We start from the raw sequence: 23,505 nt of genomic DNA, 5'->3' as shown, positions 1-23,505 counted from the left end.
AGAATAGGGTATAATCGTCGATTGCTCGTAATTTTCATGGCGCATTTAGCAACCCCAGGCAACCTATCATGCAATCGCAACCACTCTCCCGCATCACCAAGCCCGCCGCCGCCAGCACCTCCGTGACGGGTGCCGCACCGAAGGTCGGCTTCGTCTCGCTCGGCTGCCCCAAGGCGCTGGTCGACTCCGAACAGATCCTCACCCAGCTGCGTGCCGAAGGCTACGAGACGGCCAAGTCGTATGATGGCGCCGATCTGGTGATCGTCAACACCTGCGGCTTCATCGACGCCGCCGTGCAGGAATCGCTCGACGCCATCGGCGAAGCGCTGGCCGAAAACGGCCGGGTGATCGTCACCGGCTGCCTGGGCGCGAAAAAAGACGCCGCCGGCGACGACATCATCATGAAGGTGCACCCGAAGGTGCTGGCCGTGACCGGCCCGCACGCGCTGGCCGAGGTGATGGACTCGGTCCACTTCCACCTGCCCAAGCCGCACGAGCCGTTCATCGACCTGGTGCCGGCGCAGGGCATCAAGCTGACGCCGAAGCACTACGCCTACCTGAAAATCTCGGAAGGCTGCAACCACCGCTGCAGCTTCTGCATCATCCCTTCGATGCGCGGCGACCTGGTGTCGCGTCCCATCGCGGACCTGATGCTGGAGGCGGAAAACCTGTTCAAGTCGGGCGTGAAGGAACTGCTGGTCATCTCGCAGGACACCTCGGCCTACGGCGTCGACGTCAAGTTCCGCACCGGCTTCTGGAACGGCCGTCCGCTCAAAACGCACATGACGCAACTGACCGAAGCGTTGGGCGAGCTGGCCAAGTCGTACGGCGCCTGGGTGCGTTTGCACTACGTCTATCCTTACCCGCACGTCGACCAGGTCATTCCGATGATGGGCGACGGCCATATCCTGCCTTACCTGGATATCCCGATGCAGCACGCGCATCCAGACGTGTTGAAGCGCATGAAGCGTCCGGCCAGCGGCGAGAAAAACCTCGACCGCATCCAGGCATGGCGCAAGATGAATCCGGACCTGACGATCCGCTCGACCTTCATCGCCGGCTTCCCGGGCGAGACCGACGCCGAATTCGAGTACCTGCTGGACTTCCTCAAGGAAGCGCAGATCGACCGCCTGGGGTGCTTCGCCTACTCGCCGGTCGAAGGCGCCACCGCCAACCAACTGGCCAACCCGGTGCCCGAAGAACTGCGCGAAGAGCGCCGTGGCCGCGTGATGCTGCTGCAGGAAGAGATTTCGAAGAACCGCCTGAAGGCCAAGGTCGGCAAGACGGTGCGCGTGTTGATCGATGAAGTCAACCGCAGTGGCGGCATCGGCCGCTCCAGCGCCGACGCGCCGGAAATCGACGGCGTCGTCTACGTCAAACCGCCGTACGAGCCACACAAGAAACTGGTGGTCGGCCAGTTCATCGACGTCAAGATCACCACCTCCGACGCCCACGACCTGTGGGGCGAGGCGCAGTAATCAGCATGAAGGCGGACCCGCTGTGGTCCGCCTTTTTTTTATTGAGCGTTAACCGCAACCCGGACGCCGGGGTCGGACCCCAAGGGGTCCGACCCCATTTGGCCGCAGTGCGGGTTGGCGGCACGCAGAAAGTTAGCTTACAACGATGGCCACAAAAAAATCCCCGCAAACGGCATTGATCCACTCCGACTACCAGGCGCCGGAAGGTTTCGCCGCGTTCCCCAGCGCGATCCATCACGCGTCGACGGTGCTGTTCGAGAATGTCGCCGCCATGCGCTCCGGCGACTGGAAAGAGAAGAACGCCTATACCTACGGCCTGCATGGCACGCCGACCACCTTCACCCTGGAGGCGCGGCTGGCTGAAATCGAAGACGGCACGCATTGCCTGCTGGCGCCGAGCGGCCTGGCGGCCATCGCGATGGTCGATTTCGCGCTGCTCAAGGCGGGCGACGATGTGCTGCTGCCCGATAACGTCTACAACCCGAATCGGGAACTGGGACGCTGGCTGTCGGCCGATTTCGGCATCACCGCGCGCTACTACGATCCGCTGATCGGCGCCGGCATCGCCGCGCTGATCCAGCCCAACACAAAGCTGATCTGGACCGAGGCGCCGGGATCGGTGTCGATGGAGGTGCCGGACCTGCCGGCCATTTGCGCGGCGGCGCATGCGCGCGGCGTGCTGGTCGCGCTGGACAATACCTGGTCGGCCGGCCTGGCGCTGCGCGGTTTCGACCTGGGCGTCGACATCATCATGCAGGCGCTGACCAAGTACCAGTCCGGCGGCTCGGATGTGCTGATGGGCGCCGTCATCACGCGCGACGCCGCGCTCAGCGAGCGTTTGAGCCTGGCGCACATGCGGCTCGGCATGGGCGTGGGCGCGGACGACGCCTATCTCGTGCTGCGCGGCCTGCCGACGATGCGCCTGCGCTTCGACGCCCACGACGCGGCCGCGCGCAAGCTGGCGGCGTGGCTGCAGGCGCGTCCCGAGATCACCAAGGTGCTGCATCCGGCCTTCACCGACTGCCCGGGCCATGACATCTGGAAGCGCGATTTCAGCGGAGCGGGCGGCTTGTTCTCGGTGTTGTTCGATCCTCGCTTCACGGAAGAACAGACCGACCGCTTCGTCGATGCGCTGGAACTGTTCAAGATCGGTTACAGCTGGGGCGGCGCCAACAGCCTGGTGATGCCGTATCGAATACAACACATGCGCAAGGACTGGAACGACCGGGGTATTCTTGTGCGCTTCAACGTCGGCCTCGAAGACGTCAACGATTTGATCGCGGATATCGAACGCGCGATGGGAGCAATGCTGTGAGCCGTTTTTGGAGTGACATCGTTCATGAACTGACGCCGTACACGCCGGGCGAGCAGGTTCGCATGCCCAACCTGATTAAATTGAACACCAACGAGAATCCCTACGGTCCGTCGCCAAAGGCGGTGGCGGCGATGCAGGCGGCCGTGGGCGACTCGCTGCGGCTGTATTCCGATCCCGCCAGCACGGCGGTCAAGGATGCCGTGGCCAAGCGCTTCGGCATGACGCGCGCGCACGTCTTCGTCGGCAACAGCTCGGACGAGGTGCTGGCGCATACCTTCCACGCGCTGCTCAAGCACGACAAGCCGCTGCTTTGCCCGGACATCAGCTACAGTTTTTATCCGACCTATTGCAGCCTGTACGGCATCGAAGCGCGCCAGGTGCCGCTGAACGCGCAATTCCAGATCGACGTCGCCGACTACGCGCAGCCGTGCGGCGCGATCATCATCGCCAATCCGAACGCGCCGACCGGCATCGCGTTGCCGCTGGACCGGATCGATGCGCTGCTGGCCGCGCATCCGGACCAGGTGGTCGTGATCGACGAAGCCTATGTGGACTTCGGCGCCGACAGCGCGATCGCGCTGCTGGACCGCTACGACAATCTGCTGGTGGTGCAGACCTTGTCCAAATCCCGTTCGCTGGCGGGGCTGCGGGTCGGCTTCGCGGTCGGCCATCCGGACCTGATCGCCGGGCTTGAGCGGGTGAAGAACAGTTTTAACTGTTATCCGCTGGGCCAGGTGGCGCAGGCCGGCGCGGTGGCGGCGATCGAGGACACCGCGTATATGGAGCAGACGTCGCAAGCCATCATCGCCACGCGCGCCTGGTTGACGGCGCGCATGGTGGAGCTGGGGTTCGAGGTGCTGCCGTCGCATGCCAACTTCGTCTTCGCCCGTCATCCGGGACACGACGGCGCGGCCATCGCGGCGGCGCTGCGCGAGCGGGCCATCCTGGTGCGGCATTTTAAACAGCCGCGCATCGACCAGTTCCTGCGGATTTCAATCGGCACCGACGAGGAGTGTGCGGCGCTGATTGATGCGTTAAAAGCGATAGTTTTCTAAATCACGTAGGGCGGATTAGCGAAGCGTAATCGGCCACGCGTGCGCCGTCGGCGGCGCATCGATGGCCGATTACGGCGTTCCGCCTAATCCGCCCTACGTAAATACCGGGTCAAAGTTTGGACAAGCGCGCACGCAAGCCCCTTTTGACCTCGATCATTGTTATACTGTGTTTTTATACAGCATCGACAGATCGAGGCAAGCATGGAGTTGACGGATAAGCTGGAGATCCTGGCCGATGCGGCCAAGTACGACGCCTCCTGCGCCAGCAGCGGGGCGCCGAAGCGCAACTCGATCGGCAAGGATGGTTTCGGCGCGACCACCGGCATGGGCATCTGCCACAGCTATACGCCGGATGGTCGCTGCGTGTCGCTGCTGAAGGTTCTGCTGACCAATTACTGTCTGTACGACTGCCAGTACTGCGTCAACCGCCGCACCTCGAACGTGCCGCGTGCCCGTTTCACGGTCGCCGAGGTGGTCAAACTGACCACCGATTTCTACCTTCGCAATTACATCGACGGGCTGTTTCTCAGTTCCGGCATCATCCAGTCGGCCGACTACACTATGGAACAGTTGGTGCAGGTGGCGCGCGAACTGCGCGAGGTGCACCAGTTTCGCGGCTATATCCATCTGAAGACCATCCCGGACGCCGACCCGGCGTTGATCGCCGCGGCCGGCCGCTATGCCGACCGCTTGAGCGTCAATATCGAGCTGCCGACGCAGGACAGTGTGCAGAAGCTGGCGCCGGAAAAAAGCGTTCACACGATCAAGCTGGCGATGGGTTCCATCCGCCGCAAGCTCGATGAAAAGGCCGAGGAGCCGAAGTCGCCGCGCTTCGCGCCGGCCGGGCAAAGCACGCAGATGATCGTCGGCGCCGACGCCAGCGACGACCAGCAGATATTGACCACGGCCGAGACGCTGTACGGCAGCTACAAGCTCAAACGCGTGTACTACTCGGCCTTCAGCCCGATTCCGCAAAGCCCGAAAAGCGTGCCGTTGGCGCCGCCGCCGATGCTGCGCGAGCATCGTTTGTACCAGGCCGATTTCCTGCTGCGCAGTTACGGCTTCCAGGTCAAGGAGCTGCTGCCGGCGACCGGCAACCTGGCGCTCGACATCGATCCCAAGCTGGCGTGGGCGCTCGAGCATCGCGAGCATTTTCCGATGGACTTGAACCGCGCGGAGCCGCATATGATCGCGCGCATCCCGGGCATCGGCTTGCGCAACGCGCAGCGGCTGATCGATCTGCGGCGGCTGCGGCAAATCCGCTACGCCGATCTGTCGCGGCTGCGCTGCAGTATGAAGAAGATTTCGCCCTTTATCATCACGGCCGACTATTTTCCGTCCAACGACGCCGGCCCGTCCGAGCACCTGCGCCGCGCCATGGCCGACGCGCCCCAGCAGATGAATTTGTGGCCGGAGTTGCAGGCGGCATGATGCGGCGGGTGGTCCGGTCGTTCGACGAGTGGCGCGACGCGGCACGCGAGCTAATCGCGCGCCACGTCGCGCCTGAATTCGTAGAATGGTTATCGCAGCCCGGGGGTGGTGATTTATTCTCCACCGCACCGGTGGATGAGGATTGCATGCCGCCAACCCGCATGGCCGGGCGGGGTCGTACCCCGGAAGGGGTACGACCCCTAAGCGGTGGCACTTGCGTTCCGGCAAAGGTAGACGGGGTCAAGCTGACAAGTCCCCTTCGGCTGCCGCGCCAGTTGATGGAGCTACTCGTCAGCGCAGCCTGTTTCAGCGCCCCGGACCGCTGGTCCTTTCTGCACAAGGTGGTGTGGCGCTGGCACCTGGGCGAGCGCGATGTGATCTCGCCGGCCGATCCGGATGGCGCGCGGCTGCACGGGATGGTCAAGGCTGTTCATCGGGAGGAGCATGACATGCACGCATACGTACGTTTTCGCGAGCGCAAGGAGGAGGATGGCGCGCCGCGCTTTGTCGCCTGGTTCGAACCCACCCACGAGGTGCTGCCGCAGGTCGCGCGGCATTTCGCCCGGCGCATGGGCAACGTCACGTGGATGATCGCCACGCCGGCAGCCGCCGTGCTGTGGGACGGCGAGCACCTGCACGAGGCGCCGTCGCTGATGCGCAGCGCCGCCGATATCGAGGACGCCGGCGAGGCCTTGTGGCTGACATACTACCGCAGCATCTTCAACCCGGCGCGCCTGAACGCCGATCTGCTGCGCAGCCATATCCCGTCGCGTTTCTGGAAGAATCTGCCTGAAGGGGCGATCGTGCCGGCGATGGTCAGCGCGGCGGCCAATGGCGAGCGGCGCACCGGCCAGACCGGCGCCGTGGGCCGGCGCGGCGGCGCGACCACGATCCCGATCGCGCCGGAACGCGCGCAACCGCAGCGCGAGCAGCCGACCACGCTCGACCAATGCCGCCGCTGCGACCTGTGGGAAAACGCCACGCAGGCGGTGCCCGGTGTCGGGCCCAAGCGGGCGCGCATCATGCTGGTCGGCGAGCAGCCGGGCGACCAGGAGGATTTGCAGGGCTTGCCGTTCGTCGGCCCGGCCGGGGCGGTGCTGGAAAAAGCCATGGCGCAGGCTGGCATGGAGCGCGACAGTATCTACCTGACCAACGCGGTCAAACACTTCAAATGGGAGCTGCGCGGCAAACGCCGCCTGCACAAGACGCCGGCGCAAAAGGAAATCTCCGCTTGCCATCTGTGGCTGGAGGAAGAGCTGGCGCGCGTGCGCCCGGAGGTGGTGGTGGCGCTCGGCAGCACGGCGCTGAAGTCGGTGCTGCAGGACGGCAGCGTAACGATGAAGTCGGTGATGGACGCGCCGGTTCAGCACGACGGCCGTTGGGTGGTGACGGTGTACCATCCGTCGTATGTGCTGCGCGCGCCGGACGAGGCCACGCGCAAGCAGGCCTACGAGGTGATCGTCGAAGGCCTGCGGCAGGCGAAGCGCCTGCTGGAAGACTAGATCGGCGCCGCCGAGTTTTCGTTCAGGCGGATGAAGCCGATGATCAGACGGTAGGCTTTCCAGACCCAGGCGCCGATCAAAACCAGCCAGGCGATCGGAATACCGATGATGGTGACCATGAGCAGCCACCCAAAGGCCATCCAGACCGCGTACCACCAGAACGAGCGGATCATCCACGTGTGGTGACTGTGCACGAAGGTGCCCTCGGTGCCCGGACGTTGCACGTAGTTAATGATCAGCGGGATCACGGAGAACAAGCCCAGCGAAAAGACGAAGCTCACGGCATGGACCACGTAGAGCCACCATGCGGTGGTCTTAGCGGAGCCGACCCGGCTATCCAGAACCAATTCCTGCGACATGGTATTTCCTTTAAAGTTGATGTATCTGATACAGAGTATAGCAACGTGATTTCGGCTTGGGCGTAGAAATTACGTGAAAAGTCCCGGCGAAGCCGGCAAACGTGCGGCGCCGCACACTTGCCGGCCGGTGTCCCGGGGGTTACAGGGGCCGTACCGGGATGCAGATATCGCACACCATCCGGCCGTTTTGAGGATTGGTCACGGTGTCTTGCCTGAACATTTCGAAGCATGGCCGGTCGTCGCATTGCAGGCCGCTTTCGGGCAGCCAGTTGCGCGTGAGCCAAGTCCAGGCGTCGGCGATGCCGGTCGGCGGGCCTTCGAAGCGGGCAACGGCGTACCGGCCGCCGGGCAGGGTGGCGATGTCGGCCGAGCCTGCGGCGGCGAAGTTGTCCGGCACCACAACACAGGCGTCGTAACGGCACTTGTCGGGCGGCGTGATGCTGGGATCGTCGAGGCCGACACCGTAGCAGGTCTGCTGTCCCATGCCGTGCGACTGTATCCATGGCGCAACCGTGGCACGCCAGAACGTGCCGATGCCGGGCCCGTATGGGCCGATGTAGCGATGGTAGGCCACACGCGCGGCGGGCAGGTCGATGACGTTCACGTTCATCTGCGAGTTCATGTGGAAATCTCCTTGGTCGTTGCTGGAGACGTCATCGTCGTCGATGCGGCCTTGCGGTGTCTGATCGAACTTGCGGAGGACCTGATCCAGATTGCTGTCCGCAGGGCCGCCGCCGGTCGGCAGCGCCTGCGCCGCCAGGCGTTGGCGCGTGTCCACGCGCCATTCGGTCGGCGTGCAGCCGAACTTGAGCTTGAAGGCGCGCGAGAACGCTTCGCCCGAGCCGAAGCCGGTGGCCAGCGCCGTTTCCAGCACCGATACGGCCGGCTTGCAGCTGAGCTGAAAGGCCGCCTTCTCCAGCCGCCGGCGGCGCGCGTAGTCGCCCAGGGTTTCGCCCATCCACGCGGCGAACACGCGGTGAAAATGGTAGGGCGAGAAGTTCGCCACCTCGGCCAGATGCCGCAGGTCGAGCGGCTGGTCCAAGTGTTGGTCAATATAGTTGAGCACGCGGTTCATGCGCCGCGTGTATTCGGCGCGCGGCGAGGGAGGGGAAGTGTTGGTCATATGTTAATTATAGCAATGCGATGGCATTCCCTTCGCGGCTGGCGTAAAGTAGCCGCTTCTGTGGTTTTTTCCGAGTGTCGTCATGAGTAAAGCTGTTTCGGTGCTGTTCGTTTGCATGGGTAATATCTGCCGTTCGCCCACGGCGGAAGGCGTGTTCCGTCATCGCGTGGAGGCCGCCGGCCTGGGCGGGCGGTTCGTCATCGACTCCGCCGGCACCCACGGCTACCACGTCGGCGAACCGCCGGACACGCGCTCGATGGAGTTCGCCGCCAAGCGCGGCTACGACTTGTCGGCCCAGCGGTCGCGCAAGGTGGCGGCTGCGGATTTCGAGGCCTTCGACCATGTGCTGGCGATGGACCACGACAATCTGCGCTTGCTGGAGGCGGCCTGCCCGCCGCAACACCGGCATAAACTGGGGCTGTTCATGGCGCACGCCAGCCGCAGCGGATCGGATGTCGTCCCCGATCCCTACTACGGCGGCGGGCGCGGTTTCGATCTGGTGCTCGACTATATCGAGGACGCCTCGGACGGCCTGATCGCACTGCTGCGGGCGAAGTAGCATGGCGGTGCTGACCGGCGACGGCCTTTGTCTGCGTCCGCTGCTGCTGGCGGACGCGCCGGCGTTGACGCGGGCCGCGCTGGAATCGGTGGCGACCGTCGGCGTCTGGCTGCCGTGGTGCGACGCTTCCTTCAAGCTCGAAGACGCCGAGCACTGGGTGCAAACCTGCGACGCCGATCGCGCCGAGGGCAGCGCCTTCAGCGTGGGGATCTTCGACGCCGATGGCGGCGATTACCTCGGCGGCATCGGCATCAACCATATCAATCGCGAACATGATTTTGCCAACCTGGGTTTCTGGGTGCGGCAATCGCGCCAGGGCGAGAGGATCGCGCCGCGCGCGGCGCGCCTGATGGCCGCCTATGGTTTCTCCAAACTTGGCCTGACACGGCTGGAGATCGTCGCCGCCGAGCAAAATGAGCGCAGCCGCAAGGTGGCCGAGAAGGCAGGCGCGCGCTTCGAAGGCATCCTGCACAACCGCCTGGTCATACGCGGCGTGGCGATACCGGCGGCGATGTATTCGTTGCTGCCGGCGTGATGTCGGTTAAATCCCACGCCGATGTGGGCCGCGCTCCGATTTGACGCCCGGCCTGTCCGTTGGATACTGTCACCATGAATGCGATCAGCCCCGGCGGCCCATTTTCCTGCGATGTCCTGATTGTCGGCGGCGGCCCTGGCGGGCTTCAGGCCGCGATCTACCTGCGTCGCTTCCAGCGTAACGTCGTGATTATCGATAAGGGCCACAGCCGCCTGTCGCTGATCCCGGTCACGCACAACTACGGCGGCTTCCCGGAAGGCATACCGGGACACCAGTTGCAGCAGCGTTTGCGCGATCAACTGGCGCGCTACGATACCCACGTGACCTCGGGCGAGGTGACCCGCCTCGCGAACGATGGTGAGGGCTTTGCCGCCGATTTCAACGACACGCGGGTGCACGCGCGCATGGTGATCCTGGCCACCGGCGTGGCCGACGCCGGCCTGCCAATAGAAAACTGGCGCGAGGCGGTGCGCAGCGGCGCTGTGCGTCTATGTCCCGTTTGCGATGGCTACGACGTGTTGGACAAGAAGATCGCGGTGATCACGTCGCCCGCCAATCCGGTCGGCCATGCTGTTTTCATGCGGACCTTCTCGGCCGATGTGACGTTGTTCGAGCGAGACGACGCCACGCCGCTGGACGCCGAGCAGCGTATTCGCCTGCAGCAGGCGGGCGTGCGCTATGTGCAGGCGCCGGTCAAAGGGGTGGGTATGACGGCGCGGATGACGCCCGTGCTGCACACCGGCGACGGCGCCGAGCATCACTTCGATGTTCTGTATCCGATGCTGGGCGAGGCGGCGCGCTCGGAGCTGGCGACGGCATTGGGCGCGCAAATGGAGCCGGAATGCGGCGAGTTGCTGGTCGATGAATATCAGCGCACCAGCGTGCCGGGGCTGTACGCGGTCGGCGACGTGGTCAAGGGATTGAACCAGATTAGCGTGGCGATGGGGCAGGGCGCGGTGGCGGCGACCAACATCCACGCTAATTTGGCACCGCATTGGCGCGCCGCCCCGGGGGATGCCGGGGCGGCGTGCCAACAGTCAGGTTAACAGGGGCAGGATGCCGTCCAGGCCGACGAAGTTGAGCGCGACGTTGGCTTGCTCGCGCACCACCGGCTTGGCGCGGAACGCCACCGACATGCCCGAGATGCCCATCATTTTCAGGTCGTTGGCGCCGTCGCCCATAACGATCGCCTGCGACGGCGTGATGCCCAGTTCCGCGCAGACGCGTTCCACGGTGCGCTTCTTTTCCTCGGCGTCTACGATGGTGCCGAGTACTTTGCCGGTCAGCCTGCCGTCGGCCACTTCCAGTTCGTTGGCGTTGGTGTAGTCGAGGCCCAGGCGCGTTTTCAGGCGTTCGGTGAAGAAGGTGAAACCGCCCGACACCAGCAACGTTTTCAGGCCGGCCTGCCGCACCGTCGCGAGCATGTTTTCCGCGCCAGGCGACAATTGCAGCCGTTCGTCGTAGACGCGCTCCAGCGCCGACGCGTCCAGCCCTTCGAGCAGCGCGACGCGGCGCTTGAGGCTTTCGGCGAAATCGAGTTCGCCGCGCATGGCCGCCTCGGTGATCTCGGACACTTGCGGCTTTAAACCCTGCATGTCGGCGATTTCGTCGATGCACTCGATGGTGATCAACGTCGAATCCATATCCATGGCGACCAGTTTGAAGTCGCTCATCTTGTGCATGCCGATCGAGTACGTGGCGTCGAGTTGCGCTGCCTGGGCGGCCACCTCGATGGTCTGGCGCAGCGCCGGCGAAAAGGTGATGCCTTCGCAGCGCAGCGCGCGCTCGTTGATCCAGGTGACGGTTTTCGGTGCGGTGAGGGCGGCGATGCGTTCGAGTCGGGCTTTACAATCGTCGAGCCCCTGTAAAACCAGGTTCATGGTGTCTTTTGCGTTTTTCATAAAATTTAGCGTTGTTTGGGCTAATGCATCAAAGGTACGATGCCTGCCTCAGGCGGTCAACTGTTTGATGGCGCCTTTGATCTGAGCCACGCGCGCGGCGAGATCCGGCATGTTGGCGGTGATCTTGAGTTTGTCCTGGCCATTGAGCTTGATCTGGCGGTTTTTTTGTATCAGCTCGATGATGCGCATTGGATCGATCGGCGGCTTGGCCATGAACTGCAGGGTGGCCGCCTCGCCATGCGCGTCGATCTTGATGATGCCCACCGTCTTGGCGGCGATGCGCAGGCGGTGCGTTTCGATCAGCGCCTTGACGGCGTCCGGCAGCTTGCCGAAGCGGTCGATCATCTCTTCCTGCATGTCGTCGATCTTCTCCTGCACGTTACAGTTGGCCATGCGCTTATAAATGGACAAGCGTTCGTGCACGTCGCCACAGAAGCCGGCCGGCAGCAGCGCCGGCACGTGCAGGTTGATCTCGGTGGTGGTGGCCAGCGGCGCGGCCAGGTCGGGCTCCTTGCCGGCCTTGAGCGAGCGCACCGCTTCGTTGAGCATGTCCGAATACAGCTGGAAGCCGATCTCGGTCATCTCGCCGGACTGGCTGTCGCCCAGCACCTCGCCGGCGCCGCGGATCTCCAAGTCGTGCATCGCAAGATAGAAGCCGCTGCCCAGTTCTTCCATCTGCTGGATGGCGTCGAGGCGGCGCTGCGCCTGTTTGGTCAGCGACTGCACGTCCGTCACCAGCAGGTAGGCGTACGCCTGGTGGTGCGAACGGCCCACGCGCCCGCGCAGTTGGTGCAGCTGCGCCAGGCCGAACTTGTCGGCGCGGTGCATGATGATGGTGTTCGCGGTCGGCACGTCGATACCGGTTTCGATAATCGTGGTGCACAGCAGGATGTTGAAGCGCTGGGCCACGAAGTCGCGCATGACCTTTTCCAGGTCGCGTTCGTGCATCTGGCCGTGGGCGACGGCGATGCGGGCCTCCGGCAGCAGTTCGGTGAGCATCGCCATGCGGTTCTGGATGGTCTCGACCTCGTTGTGCAGGAAGTACACCTGGCCGCCGCGTTTCAGTTCGCGCAGGCAGGCTTCGCGGATGATCGACTCGCCCTCGCTGCGCACGAAGGTCTTGATCGCCAGCCGCTTTTGCGGCGCCGTGGCGATGACCGAGAAGTCGCGCAGGCCTTCGAGCGCCATGCCCAGGGTGCGCGGAATCGGCGTCGCGGTCAGGGTCAGCACGTCGACCTCGGCGCGCAAGGACTTGAGCGCCTCCTTCTGACGCACGCCGAAGCGGTGCTCCTCGTCGATGATGACCAGGCCCAGTCGGGTGAACTTGACGTCGTCCGACAGCAGCTTGTGGGTGCCGATGACGATGTCCAGCGTGCCGTCGGCCATGCCCTTGATCGCCTGCGTGATCTCCTTGCCGGTGCGGAAGCGCGACATTTCGGCGATGCGCACCGGCCAGTCGGCGAAGCGGTCGGCGAAGGTTTGCGCGTGCTGTTCCGCCAGCAGCGTGGTCGGCGCCAGGATGGCGACCTGCCGGCCGCCCATGACGGCGATGAAGGCGGCGCGCAGGGCGACCTCGGTCTTGCCGAAGCCGACGTCGCCGCACACCAGCCGGTCCATCGGCTTGCCCGACGTCATATCCTTGATGACGTTGTTGATCGCTTCCTGCTGGTCCGGCGTTTCGTCGAAGCCGAAGCTGTCGGCGAAGCGCTCGTAGTCGTGCGCGGAATATTCGAACGCGTGGCCTTCGCGCAGCGCGCGGCGGGCGTACAGGTTCAATAGCTCGGCGGCGGTGTCGCGCACCTGCTCGGCGGCCTTGCGCTTGGCCTTTTCCCATTGGCCCGAGCCGAGCGAATGCAGCGGCGCGTCCTCCGGCGAGGCGCCGGAGTAGCGCGAGATCACGTGCAGCTGCGACACCGGCACATACAGCTTGGTGTCCTTGGCGTATTCCAGGTGCAGGAATTCGGTTTCGCCTTCGCCCAGGTCCATGCTGGTCAGGCCCATGTAGCGCCCGATGCCGTGGTTGATGTGGACCACCGGATCGCCGATTTTCAGCTCCGACAGGTCGCGCACCATCGACTCGACCTGGGTGACGGCTTCCTGCTTCTTCTTGCCGACGCGGCGGCCCGAGCCCGCATACAGCTCGGTCTCGGTGATGAAGATCAAATTCTCGTTCGGCGTCGACAGCTCGAAGCCGGCGTGCAACGGCGCCACGCCCAGGGCCAGTTTGGCGTCCGAGGTGGCGAAGCCCTCGAAGCCCTCGACGGGCGTCAACGCCAGGTCGTATTCGGTGAAGTACTGCTGCAGCGTTTCGCGGCGGCCGTTCGATTCGGCGCAAATCATCACGCGGCGGCCCGCTTGCAGCAGGTAGGCGCGCAGGTTGGTCAGCGGGTCGTCGCTGTGGCGGTTGACGGCGATGTTGGGCACCGGCGCCGACAGCTCGGAGGCGCCGCTGTCCGCATCTTTGGAGATCGCCAGCCGCGCATATGGCTTGGCCAGGGTGAAGAACTGCTCGTCCGACAGGAACAGTGCCTCCGGCGACAGGATCGGGCGTTCGCGGTCGGCCTTCAGGAAACGGTAGCGCGAGCCGGTGTCGGTCCAGAAGCGCTTGATGGCGGCGTCGATGTCGCCCACCAGTGCCAGCGCGGCGCCTTGCGGCAGGTAGTCGAACAAGGTGGCCGTGTCTTCGAAAAACAGCGGCAGATAATATTCGATGCCGGCCGAGGCGATGCCGCTGCTGATGTCCTTGTAGACCACCGAGCGCGAAGGATCGCCCTCGAACTGTTCGCGCCAGCGGCTGCGGAAGGTGGTGCGCGCCGCTTCGTCCATCGGGAACTCGCGGCCCGGCAGCAGGCGCACCTCGTTGACCGGGTACAGCGAGCGCTGGGTGTCGGCGTCGAAGGTGCGGATGGTTTCGATGGTGTCGCCGAACAGGTCGAGGCGGTACGGCAGCGCCGATCCCATCGGGAACAGGTCGATCAGGCCGCCGCGCACCGAGTATTCGCCGGGCGACATCACCTGCGTCACGTGGGTGTAGCCGGCCAGGGTCAGTTGCGACTTGAGGCGCCCCTCGTCGAGCGACTCGCCTTTTTTGAAGAAGAAGGTGTACCCCGCCAGGAACGACGGCGGCGCCATGCGCACCAGCGCCGTGGTGGCCGGCACCAGCATCACGTCGCACTGGCCGCTGGAGATTTCGTGCAAGGTGGCCAGGCGCTCGGACACCAGGTCCTGGTGCGGCGAGAAGGCGTCGTAGGGCAGCGTTTCCCAGTCCGGCAGCAGGTGGCAGCGCAGCTTGTCGCCGCCGAACCATGGAATCTCGTCGAGCAGGCGTTGGGCGTCGCTGGCGTTGGCGACGATCACGGCCAGCATCTGGCCCTGCGACTTCAGTTCGAGCGCGGTGAGCGCGAGCGCGTAGGCATCCGACGAGCCGTGCAAGGTGGGCAGGGCGAAGCGGTTACCTGGTTTGGGAATCGATTTGGCTAAGACTAAGGGCACAATAGGGGCGACGCAGATTTAACGGTTACGGGTGGTTAGTCAACGGTCAGAGGGCGCCGCCGTGGCAACGCCGATGCCGACATTATAGACGATGCGTCGCAGGGCGGTGGGGCGCTCGACTGAGCGCAAGCCCCCAACCCGCACCCAATGGGGTCGGACCCCGCTGGGGTCCGACCCCGGCATGCCGCCGTGCGGGTTCAAGCCGGGATCAGCGGCCGGTTGGCCACGCCGAACGGCACGTGCACCATCGGGATGTTACCGCCGACCGACTTCAAATGACTAAGCTGGTCGTCGAAGAAGATGTGCGGCTTGAAGATGGCCAGCACCCGCGATTTCTCCATACCGCCCAGAAAAAACGTCTCGTTGGCGGACACGCCCCAGCTTTTGAGCGTGGTGACGACGCGCTCGTGCGAGGGCGCGCTGCGCGCCGTGATGATGGCGATGCGCAGGATCTTTTTGTAGCCCGGGTCGCGCCGCTGCGCGCGCTCCTCCAGCCGCTGCATCAGCGACAGCTTCTGGAACAGGTCGGCCAGCGGCCCTGGCTGGTGCGGGATCGCCACCCGTTCGCGTTCGTGGGCGTGGAATTCGTCGACGTCGTTGTTGCGCTTGAAGACGGTTTCGGATTCGTCGTCGGCGATCACGCCGTCGAAGTCGAAGGCCACGCGCAGCTCGGTGTCGTCATCGTCGTCCTCGGTGCGCGAGGGCAGCACCAGGCCAGCTGGATAATTGGCATCGAGCGCGTTGCGCACGTCTTCCTCGTTGGCGCTAAGAAACAGTGAGGTATTGAAGGCGGGCAGGTAGGTGTATGGGGACTTGCCGGTGACGAAGCAGGCGCGCGAGATGTCGAGGTTATAGTGGGCGATCGAATTCATCACGCGCAGGCCGGTTTCGGGCGAGTTGCGCGATAGCAGCACCACCTCGACCGGCGACGATTGCGCGTAGTGCTTGTTGATGCCGAGGAAGCGGCGGATGAACGGAAAAGCCACACCCTTGCCCAGTATCACGTCGATATGCTGCTCCTGATACTTTCGGTATTCCTCGGCGCCGCCTTCCAGGTAGATCTTGTGGGATTCGGTCAGGTCGAACAGCGCGCTGGACGCGATGCCGATGACCAGTTTGTGCTCAATTGGGTAAGCCATGGTTACAGTGGAAAGGTTGCTGTGCCGGGTTGCTAGAACTGCCACTCTACCCGATTCATGCGGTCAACGGCGGACCTATCAGAAATTTCATCGCAGCAACTGTCGATTGGTTCTATACTGCGCTGTTTTTGACCAACCCGCGCTCATCGCGGACATCCGGCGTGCTCCATCTCGAAACCCTGTTACTGGTTCACTTGTGCGTGACCCTGCTGACCACGGCGCTCGTGGCCGCGTCCGCGAACTACGCGGACAGCCCGCCCGAACTGCGCTGGTGGGCGGTGGGCAATGTCTGCGTGTCGGCGGGCGTGGTCATGACCCTGGTGGAGACCTTGCCGCCGTTGCTCACCAGCGTCGCCGGCTACGGCATCGTCGCCTTCGGGCTGGCGTTGGTGCTGCGCGGCCTGCGTGTGTATGGCGCTGCCACCTTGTCGTGGCCGATGATCGCGGTGATCACCGGCATCGCGCTGCTGGTTCCTTGTTACTACACCCTGGTCGAGCCCAGCCGTGGCGCGCGGCTGGTGTTCAGCGGTTTCTATTTCGGCGTGCTCAATTTGTGGTGCGCCGCCGCCATCGCGCGGCATGGCGGATGGCGCCGCAACGGAACAGGCACTTGCATCGGCGTGACCGGGTTCATCGCGCTCGGGGGCGCGCTGCTGCTGCGCGGCACGCGCATGCTGCTCGATACCGATTTGTCCGATCCGGCCAACGCGCTGATGATGGGCGTGACGGCATTGGTGATTCCGCTGGCGCAAATCTGCATCTCGTTCGGGCTCATCGTGATGGTGATGTGGCGCTACGCCGAGCGCCTGCGCAGGCTGTCGACGCTTGACACCTTGACCGGCACGCTCAACCGCGCCGGCCTGGAGTTGCAGGGCAAGCGGGTGGGGCTGCGGGCCCAGCGCGGCGGACGCAGCCTGGCGGTGGTGATGATCGACGTCGATCATTTCAAGGCGATCAACGATAGCCATGGCCATCTGGTTGGCGACGAGGTGTTGCGCCATCTGTCGGCATTGCTGAGGCTGGAGTTGCGTCCGCACGACGTGCTGGCGCGCTTCGGCGGCGAGGAGTTCGTTCTGGTGCTGGACGATTTGAACCTGCCCGACGCGTTGCGGCTGGCCGAGCGTTTGCGGGCCGGCATCGAGCAGACCGTGGCGTCGATGGGCGATGTGACGGTGCGTTTCACCGCCAGCCTTGGCGTGGCGTGCTCGGACCAGCATGGTTACGACCTGATTCGGCTGATTTCGGCTGGGGACGCGGCCCTGTATGCGGCCAAGCGGGCGGGGCGGAACTGCGTGACCGCCGGTTAACTTGTCGCGCTGATGCGCCGGTTGCGATTGTTCCCGGCGCGCCACACTGTGTGCGATAACTGTTGACGTGCAATCCGCCGACCCGCATATTGTGTGTGATTCGAACAATAAGCAAGCCACCTCGTGGCGTAGCGGTACAGTGAAGCAGCCCCCGTGGCTGCTTTTTTTTGTCTGATGCGCCTCAATCGAAGCGCGGGTAGCGTGTGTTAACTTGGTCGTTCCGCCCGCCCAACGAGGAGCGATCATGCCTGCCAACAACGACGAAAATCCGATTGAAAACGCGTCCCGTGGCGCCTATGATGGACGTGTCGAAGTACGTCTCGCAGTGGTCGAGAAACGCATGTCGGCGGTGGAGGTGGATGTGGCGGTGATACGAACCAGCTTTGCGACAAAAGAGGACGTTGCTTCATTGCGCAATGAGATCCATGCATCCACGGAGCGGATCATGGGGTTGCTCCACGAGCAGAAGCTGGAATTCAACATCGCGCTGGCCAAGCAGCGCGAGGAATTCAAGGACGCGTTGGTCGAGCAGCGGATTGAACTATATAAAATGCACGCGTCCTACATGTGGAAACTGTACGGCTTCGCCACGCTGCTGATGACCGGCGTCTACTTCATCGCCCGCTACGTCGATTGAGCAGCTATCACAACGCGCTGACGATGATGGTCACGCGGCGGTTCTGCGCGCGCCCGGCCTCGGTGGCGTTGTCGTCGATCGGTCGCGCGTCGCCGTAGCCGACGCGGCGGATATTACTTTCCTTGAAACCCGCCGTGACGAAGACTTGCGCGGCCGCCGCCGCGCGGCGCTCCGACAGCGCCTTGTTGTAGGCTGCTGCGCCCCGGTTGTCGGTGTGGCCTTCGACATCGAGCTCGCTGACGCCGACCGACAACAGCACGGCGGCCGTGGCGGCGATGTCCTTCATTCCCTCGTCGGTCAGCTTGTCGCTGTCGAAGCCGAACGTGACGCGTGCGCCGACCTCGCCGCCGCCGTCGGTGCTCAGGCTTTTTTCCCAGCCGCGCGTGGTCGGCTTGAAGCCCAGCGACTGCAGCGCCGCCTGGCGCGCACTGATGACGGGCGCGGCCGGCTCAACCGGTTTGGGGGTGGCGCAGGCGCCCAGCAGGCCGGCGGCGAGCGCCACGGCCACGAGGTTGAACAGGGTTGCCGAAGCCCGGCGGTGGAATGCGGTCATGGTGTCGATTAATCTATAACTTGTGGTTGAAAAAGTGCGTCGCTGCCGCGCGCGCGGCTTTTGGCCACGTACATGGCCGAGTCCGCCGAGCTGACCAGGGCGTCGATGCTGTCGCCGTGGTCCGGGTAGATGGCGCCGCCGATGGTCACGCCCAGCGGCAGGATCTGGCCGTCTTCCAGCCTTAGCGGCTGCAGCAACGATTGCCGGATGCGCGAGATCGACGACAGCACGTCGTTCGAGTGGCCGATGGGATACAGCAGCACGACGAACTCGTCGCCGCCCTGGCGCGCCACGAAGTCCGTTTCCCGCACCGAGGCGCGCAGACGCTGCGCCAGCGTTTCGAGCAGGACGTCGCCGACGGCGTGACCCATCGAATCGTTGACCTGCTTGAAGCGATCCATGTCGATGAACAGCACGGCGGCGCGTTCGTCCATGCTGCGGCAGCGCGCCAGCATCTCGCGCAGGTGCTCGACCAGATAGCGGCGGTTGGGCAGGCCGGTCAGGCCGTCATGCAGGCTGGTATGGCGCAGGCGCAGGTTGGCGCTGCTCAGTTCCTCATGGCGCTCGGCGATTTCGTGCTGGTGCGATTGCAGCTCCGTCAGCAGGTGGTTGAAATCCTCGGCCAGCGTATTGATTTCCACCACCGTGCCGATGTCGGCCCGCGAGTCGAAGCGGCGGTGTTCGCGCAACTCCTTGGTCAGGCGCACCAGCGCGGATACCGGTTCGACGATCAGCCGCGCCAGCCGGTGCGACCACCACCACGCCGCCACCGTGCTCAGTGCCAGCGACGACAGTACCGCCGCCAGCAGGCCGGCCAGCGAATTGAGCAGGACGCGGCCGTCGGAACTGAGGCGCACCTCGCCCAGCGGCCGCGCGCCGGCGGCGACAGGGGCCGACACCGACATCGGCAGCAGCCACGCGGCGACCCGGCGCGCCAGCGCGTCGTGCTGGCCGGCCGGCGGACGGCGGTAGTGCAGCAGCACGTCGCCGCGCCGGTCCAGCACCTCGACCGTGGCCAGTTGCTCGCTGTCGGCCAGCGGTTTGACCAGCTCCATCAGGGCGTCGGTGTCCTTGAAACGCAGCGCCGGCTCGCCGGCGTAGGCCAGCGAGCGCGCCGCCAGCGACAGCGCATGGGTGGCCTGCTGCTGCAGGCTATACAGCGCCACGCCGCCCATCAGGGCGGTCGCGCAGCCCAGCGCCACCAGCACGCTGCGCCATTGGCCGCGCCGCACCAGCGCGGCAATGCTTTGCGGTGCCGGCGTCATCGCGCCGCTCCGTCGCGCACACCCAGCTGCAACATGCGCGGATTGAGGCGCAGGCCGCTGAAGGCGATGGCGTCGAGGTTGGCGCGAAAGCGCAGTCCCTTCGCCCCGTCAATGAGGCAGATCTGGCCGGAGTAGGAACAAAAATTCTCGCCCCGGCCCAGGGTCAGGATGGGGCGTTTATTCAATTTTAACAACAGTCCTTGCTGGGTGGCCGTGGGCATGTCCGGGAACAGCACCGCCTGGCAGCCGAACAGCTCGGCGGCCAGCGCCGGCTCCATGCGGCGCATGGCGACTTTGAGCGGCGGCGCCGGCGTCATGGCGGCGAAGGACGCGGCCAGCGCGGCGGCGCCGGCGTCGTTGTCGCCCAGGCACAGCGTGATCGGTTCGGGCGCGCCCGGCCAGCGGGTGTATTGGACGATGCCCAGCACCAGATCGGCCAGCTCGTCGACGTTGGCGGTGTTCTGCGCCAGCGCCGGCCCCGGCAGTTGAGGCAGCACCGCCGACATGACCGCGATCAAGAGGCGACGGACGGGAAGGGGGCGGAGGAGTTGCAAGGAGGCCGGATCGTCGGGGTGGAGTGAAGGTGGAATTTTGCTGTTATTGTGTCCGAAAAACAAGTGAAATATGGGTAGAGCAGCAATTTGTAGGGAGGGGGCGCGGGAGGCCTGTGCTAAGATGAACGAATACGTTATTAATAAAACCACATCAGAGACTATCTTGCGGGCACAATTCGACTTGGAACAATTCCAGAGCATGACGCCGCTCGACGGCGTCAACATCTGGTCTTATCTGCTGGACCGCAATGCCGAGCGCATCACGGTAAAGCGCCGCAAGCCGGCGCTGGAAAACCTCGAACGGATCTTCAACGCCACCTTCAAGCTGGCCAACGAGGTCGGTTTCCGCGCGATGAACCTGCGCGACCTGTGCCACGAGACGGGCCTGTCGATGGGCGGCCTGTATGGCTATATCAGCAACAAGGATCAACTGGCGGAGATGATCGAGGACGTGGTGCGCCACGCGACCCACGAGATGCCGCGCCTGTTCGACGACCTGGTCGAGCCGCTCGACAAGCTCGAGGCGCTGATCCGCGCGTCGATCTACGTGTCAGAGATCTTGCAGCCGTGGTTTTATTTCGTCTTCATGGATTCGCGGGTGCTGCAGGCGCAGCACCGGCACACCGCCAAGGCGTCGGAGCTGTACGTGCAGTCGCTGTTCGCCGACGTCATCGCGCGCATTCCCGGCCGTCCGCCGGGCAGCGCGGACCTGGTCGCGGCCCACATCATGGCCACCTTCCAGGACTGGTACGTCAAGCGCTGGAAGTACCGCGCAGCCAATGTCACCCCCGACATGTTCGCCGACAGCGCCGTGCGGATGATGCGCGGCTATCTGTCGGCCTGACCTGCCGTATCGCCGGGCCTATTGGCCGCGCGGCGGCGGCGCTGGCACCGGCACCGGCACCGGCGCGATGTTCTCCGCGCCCGTCGACATCGGCACCATGTTCTCGGCGCCTGGGGGCGTTTCCTCGATATCCAGCGTGGTGCGCGCCGCGTCGCCGGTGAATTCGTCGTACAGCCACTCGCCGCTGACCTGGGTCATGCCCGCCGGGACCGGGCGGTCCTGCGCCGGACGGTCCTTCATCGCCACCTTCATGTAATCGATCCAGATCGGCAGCGCCACAGTCGCGCCGAACTCCTTGCCGCCCAACGATTTCGAATCGTCGTAACCCATCCACGATACCGCCACGATGCCGCCGCCGTAGCCGGCGAACCAGCCATCGACCGCTTCGCTGGAGGTGCCGGTCTTGCCGGCCATGTCGTGACGGCCCAGGCGCGCCACCGCGCCGCCGGTGCCGGTACGCGTGACTTCGCGCATCATGCTGTCGGTGACGAAGGCGTTGCGCGGATCGATCACGCGGGCGTCGTCGGGCAGGGTGGTGCGCGGCTTGGTTTCGCTGATGATCTTGCCCTCGCCGTCGACGATTTTGGCGATCAGGTACGGTTCGACCGCGTAGCCGCCATTGGCGAACACCGAGTAGGCGCCGGCCATCTGCGCCGGCGTGACCGAGCCGGTACCCAGCGCCATGGTCAGGTTCTTCGGATGCTTGGCCAGGTCGAAACCGAACTTGCCCAGGTAGTTGTGCGCGTAAGGCACCGTGATCGAGCGCAGGATGCGCACCGACACCACGTTCTTGGACTCGGCCAGCGCGTAGCGCATGGTGATCGGGCCGTCGAATTTGCCGTCGTCGTTGCGTGGGCTCCACGGCTCGTTGCCCGTTTCGGCGCTGGTCAGTTCGAGCGGCGCGTCGTTCAGCAGCGTGGCCGGAGAAAAGCCTTTTTCCAGCGACGCCGAATAGACGAACGGCTTGATCGCGGAACCGGGCTGGCGCCACGCCTGCGTGACGTGGTTGAACTTCTGCAGGTTGTAATCGAAGCCGCCCACCAGGGCGTGGTAGCCGCCGCTGACGGCGTCGATGGACACGAAAGCCGCCGCCACCAGCGGCACCTGCGAGATCGACCAGGCGCTCTTATTGCCCTGCATGATGCGGATCACCGCGCCGGGACGCAGGCGCACGGCGTCCTTGGCCTTGTCGGTGAGGGCGTTGGCGGCCAGGCGCAGGCCGTCGCCGGTGATGGTGATTTCCTCGCCGGCGGGGTTCTGCACCTTGACCGACTTCGGACCCGCCTCCAGCACGACGGCCGGAATCAGGCGGTCGCTGCTCGGGCGCTTCTGCAGCGCTTCCTCGATGGCGTCGTCGCGTTCCTCTTCGTCGGCCGGCAAGGTGATGAAGGCCTCCGGGCCGCGATAGCCGTGGCGCTGGTCGTAGTTGAGCACATTGCGGCGCACCGATTCATAGGCCGCGTCCTGGTCCGCCTTGAGAATGGTGGTGTAGACGCTGATGCCCTTGGTGTACGAGTCTTCCTTGAACTGGGCGTAGACGGCCTGGCGCGCGAGTTCGGCCACGTATTCGGCGTGGGTGTCGAACTGCTGGCCGCGGGTACTCACGCGCAAGGTCTGGTGCAGCGCCTTCTGGTACTGGTCCTCGGTGATGTATTCGAGGTCGCGCATCGACGTGAGCACCACGCGCTGGCGTTGTTTGGCGCGTTTCGGATTGACCGCCGGGTTGTGGCGGGCCGGATTTTGCGGCAGGCCGGCCAGCATGGCCATTTCTGCAACATCGAGGTCCTTGAGCGATTTGCCGAAGTAGGTCTGCGCCGCGCTGCCAAAGCCATACGAGCGCTGGCCCAGGTAGATCTGGTTCATGTACAGTTCCAGGATCTCGTCCTTGCTCAGCGCCGCCTCGATCTTCAGGGCCAGCATGACCTCGTTGAGCTTGCGGCCGTAGAATTTGTCGCGAGTGAGGAAGAAGTTCCGCGCCACCTGCATGGTGATGGTGGAGCCGCCCTGGCGGCGGGACCCGCCACCGACATTGGCGCGCGCGGCGCCCAGCGCGCGGCGCCAGTCGATGCCATTATGATCATAGAAACGCTTGTCCTCGATGGCCAGCACCGCTTTCTTCATCAGTTCCGGCATGTCCTTGATCGGCACGAAATCGCGGTGTTCCTCGCCGAATTCGCCGATCAGGGCGTTATCGGCGGTGTAGATGCGCAGCGGGATCTTGGGCCGGTAGTCGGTCACGGCGTCGAGCGCGGGCAGATTGGGGGCCACGATCAGCAACAGGTAGGCCAGCAGCAGGCCGCCGGCGATCAGGGCGGCCGCGCCGGCGACGATAAAACCTCGGATGGCGTTACGGCGGGTCATCCATTTGGGCAGTGCGGTAGGGGAAGCGGTCAAAGCTTGATCTCATGAGGTAACTGTTGGCCCGATTATAGACCATCAAATTTGCGCTCCGAATT

General features: G+C 64.5%; 20 protein-coding genes. 11 read left to right on the top strand and 9 right to left on the bottom strand.

All coding sequences use genetic code 11. The annotated features are described in order from the left end of the window. The first annotated feature begins 68 nt into the window (after positions 1 to 68). The 5 genes from rimO to NHH88_20280 all read left to right on the top strand — a co-directional run bounded on the left by rimO (position 69) and on the right by NHH88_20280 (position 6,781). Positions 69 to 1,478 carry a 30S ribosomal protein S12 methylthiotransferase RimO gene (gene rimO / locus NHH88_20300; protein ID USX12032.1) on the top strand — a complete coding sequence of 470 codons (1,410 nt, stop codon included), beginning with the start codon at positions 69 to 71 and terminating at the stop codon, positions 1,476 to 1,478. Between the two features lie 145 nt (positions 1,479 to 1,623). Next, a complete protein-coding gene (locus tag NHH88_20295; protein USX12031.1) occupies positions 1,624 to 2,793 on the top strand; it encodes a cystathionine beta-lyase in 1,170 nt (389 codons plus the stop codon). Further along, positions 2,790 to 3,848 carry a histidinol-phosphate transaminase gene (hisC, locus tag NHH88_20290; protein ID USX12030.1) on the top strand — a complete coding sequence of 353 codons (1,059 nt, stop codon included), beginning with the start codon at positions 2,790 to 2,792 and terminating at the stop codon, positions 3,846 to 3,848. The genes NHH88_20295 and hisC overlap by 4 nt, the downstream gene beginning before the upstream one ends. A 201-nt stretch (positions 3,849 to 4,049) precedes the next feature. After that, entirely contained in the window at positions 4,050 to 5,279 is a 1,230-nt protein-coding gene (locus NHH88_20285; protein ID USX12029.1) for a putative DNA modification/repair radical SAM protein, read from the top strand. Further along, complete coding sequence (locus tag NHH88_20280; GenBank protein USX17389.1) at positions 5,276 to 6,781, top strand: UdgX family uracil-DNA binding protein; 1,506 nt, start codon at positions 5,276 to 5,278, stop codon at positions 6,779 to 6,781. Before NHH88_20285 ends, NHH88_20280 begins: the two co-directional genes overlap by 4 nt. Here NHH88_20280 and NHH88_20275 read toward each other — a convergent pair. Both NHH88_20275 and NHH88_20270 read right to left on the bottom strand, forming a co-directional pair. Further along, on the bottom strand, positions 6,778 to 7,140 hold the full coding sequence (locus NHH88_20275) for a hypothetical protein (protein USX12028.1): 363 nt from the start codon (positions 7,138 to 7,140) through the stop codon (positions 6,778 to 6,780). The two genes, NHH88_20280 and NHH88_20275, sit on opposite strands and share 4 nt — an antisense overlap. Before the next feature lie 139 nt (positions 7,141 to 7,279). After that, a complete protein-coding gene (locus NHH88_20270; GenBank protein USX12027.1) occupies positions 7,280 to 8,263 on the bottom strand; it encodes an AraC family transcriptional regulator in 984 nt (327 codons plus the stop codon). A gap of 82 nt (positions 8,264 to 8,345) precedes the next feature. Here NHH88_20270 and NHH88_20265 point away from each other — a divergent pair, with 82 nt between their 5' ends. The 3 genes from NHH88_20265 to NHH88_20255 all read left to right on the top strand — a co-directional run bounded on the left by NHH88_20265 (position 8,346) and on the right by NHH88_20255 (position 10,403). Beyond that, the gene (locus NHH88_20265; protein ID USX12026.1) at positions 8,346 to 8,822 is read left to right on the top strand and encodes a low molecular weight phosphotyrosine protein phosphatase; all 477 of its coding nucleotides are present in this window, start codon (positions 8,346 to 8,348) and stop codon (positions 8,820 to 8,822) included. Position 8,823: 1 nt separating this feature from the next. Further along, positions 8,824 to 9,357: a GNAT family N-acetyltransferase gene (locus NHH88_20260; GenBank protein ID USX12025.1), complete on the top strand. Its 534-nt coding sequence runs from the start codon at positions 8,824 to 8,826 to the stop codon at positions 9,355 to 9,357. 74 nt (positions 9,358 to 9,431) lie between these two features. Then, positions 9,432 to 10,403 carry an NAD(P)/FAD-dependent oxidoreductase gene (locus NHH88_20255; GenBank protein ID USX12024.1) on the top strand — a complete coding sequence of 324 codons (972 nt, stop codon included), beginning with the start codon at positions 9,432 to 9,434 and terminating at the stop codon, positions 10,401 to 10,403. Here the strand turns inward: NHH88_20255 and serB are convergent. The 3 genes from serB to NHH88_20240 form a co-directional block, all read right to left on the bottom strand. After that, positions 10,395 to 11,237, bottom strand: a complete 843-nt coding sequence (gene serB / locus NHH88_20250) for a phosphoserine phosphatase SerB (GenBank protein USX17388.1) — start codon at positions 11,235 to 11,237, stop codon at positions 10,395 to 10,397. The genes NHH88_20255 and serB overlap by 9 nt on opposite strands. A gap of 69 nt (positions 11,238 to 11,306) precedes the next feature. Next, positions 11,307 to 14,750 carry a transcription-repair coupling factor gene (gene mfd / locus NHH88_20245; GenBank protein USX12023.1) on the bottom strand — a complete coding sequence of 1,148 codons (3,444 nt, stop codon included), beginning with the start codon at positions 14,748 to 14,750 and terminating at the stop codon, positions 11,307 to 11,309. 197 nt (positions 14,751 to 14,947) lie between these two features. Then, positions 14,948 to 15,889, bottom strand: coding sequence for a 5'-nucleotidase (locus NHH88_20240; GenBank protein USX12022.1), 942 nt, complete (start codon positions 15,887 to 15,889; stop codon positions 14,948 to 14,950). 161 nt (positions 15,890 to 16,050) lie between these two features. On the opposite strand from NHH88_20240, the gene NHH88_20235 reads away from it, so the two are divergent. Together NHH88_20235 and NHH88_20230 are read left to right on the top strand one after the other, a co-directional pair. Beyond that, positions 16,051 to 17,196, top strand: a complete 1,146-nt coding sequence (locus NHH88_20235; GenBank protein USX12021.1) for a GGDEF domain-containing protein — start codon at positions 16,051 to 16,053, stop codon at positions 17,194 to 17,196. 244 nt (positions 17,197 to 17,440) lie between these two features. Continuing rightward, the gene (locus tag NHH88_20230) at positions 17,441 to 17,833 is read left to right on the top strand and encodes a hypothetical protein (protein ID USX12020.1); all 393 of its coding nucleotides are present in this window, start codon (positions 17,441 to 17,443) and stop codon (positions 17,831 to 17,833) included. 7 nt (positions 17,834 to 17,840) lie between these two features. On the opposite strand, the gene NHH88_20225 is transcribed toward NHH88_20230, so the two are convergent. The 3 genes from NHH88_20225 to NHH88_20215 are packed head-to-tail and all read right to left on the bottom strand — an operon-like array spanning position 17,841 to position 20,157. Continuing rightward, positions 17,841 to 18,386 carry an OmpA family protein gene (locus tag NHH88_20225; GenBank protein ID USX12019.1) on the bottom strand — a complete coding sequence of 182 codons (546 nt, stop codon included), beginning with the start codon at positions 18,384 to 18,386 and terminating at the stop codon, positions 17,841 to 17,843. Between the two features lie 8 nt (positions 18,387 to 18,394). Next, the gene (locus tag NHH88_20220; GenBank protein ID USX12018.1) at positions 18,395 to 19,651 is read right to left on the bottom strand and encodes a diguanylate cyclase; all 1,257 of its coding nucleotides are present in this window, start codon (positions 19,649 to 19,651) and stop codon (positions 18,395 to 18,397) included. Further along, positions 19,648 to 20,157, bottom strand: a complete 510-nt coding sequence (locus NHH88_20215) for a YfiR family protein (protein USX12017.1) — start codon at positions 20,155 to 20,157, stop codon at positions 19,648 to 19,650. The genes NHH88_20220 and NHH88_20215 overlap by 4 nt, the downstream gene beginning before the upstream one ends. 211 nt (positions 20,158 to 20,368) lie before the next feature. On the opposite strand from NHH88_20215, the gene NHH88_20210 reads away from it, so the two are divergent. Continuing rightward, positions 20,369 to 21,049, top strand: a complete 681-nt coding sequence (locus NHH88_20210; protein ID USX12016.1) for a TetR/AcrR family transcriptional regulator — start codon at positions 20,369 to 20,371, stop codon at positions 21,047 to 21,049. A gap of 18 nt (positions 21,050 to 21,067) precedes the next feature. On the opposite strand, the gene NHH88_20205 is transcribed toward NHH88_20210, so the two are convergent. After that, complete coding sequence (locus tag NHH88_20205) at positions 21,068 to 23,410, bottom strand: PBP1A family penicillin-binding protein (GenBank protein ID USX17387.1); 2,343 nt, start codon at positions 23,408 to 23,410, stop codon at positions 21,068 to 21,070. Positions 23,411 to 23,505: the final 95 nt, after the last annotated feature.

Source organism: Oxalobacteraceae bacterium OTU3CAMAD1, from assembly GCA_024123915.1.
In the GTDB taxonomy this organism is placed as follows: domain Bacteria; phylum Pseudomonadota; class Gammaproteobacteria; order Burkholderiales; family Burkholderiaceae_D; genus Rugamonas.
The sequence above is the reverse complement of the archived record's forward strand: the minus strand, read 5'-3'. Positions and strand labels throughout refer to the sequence as shown.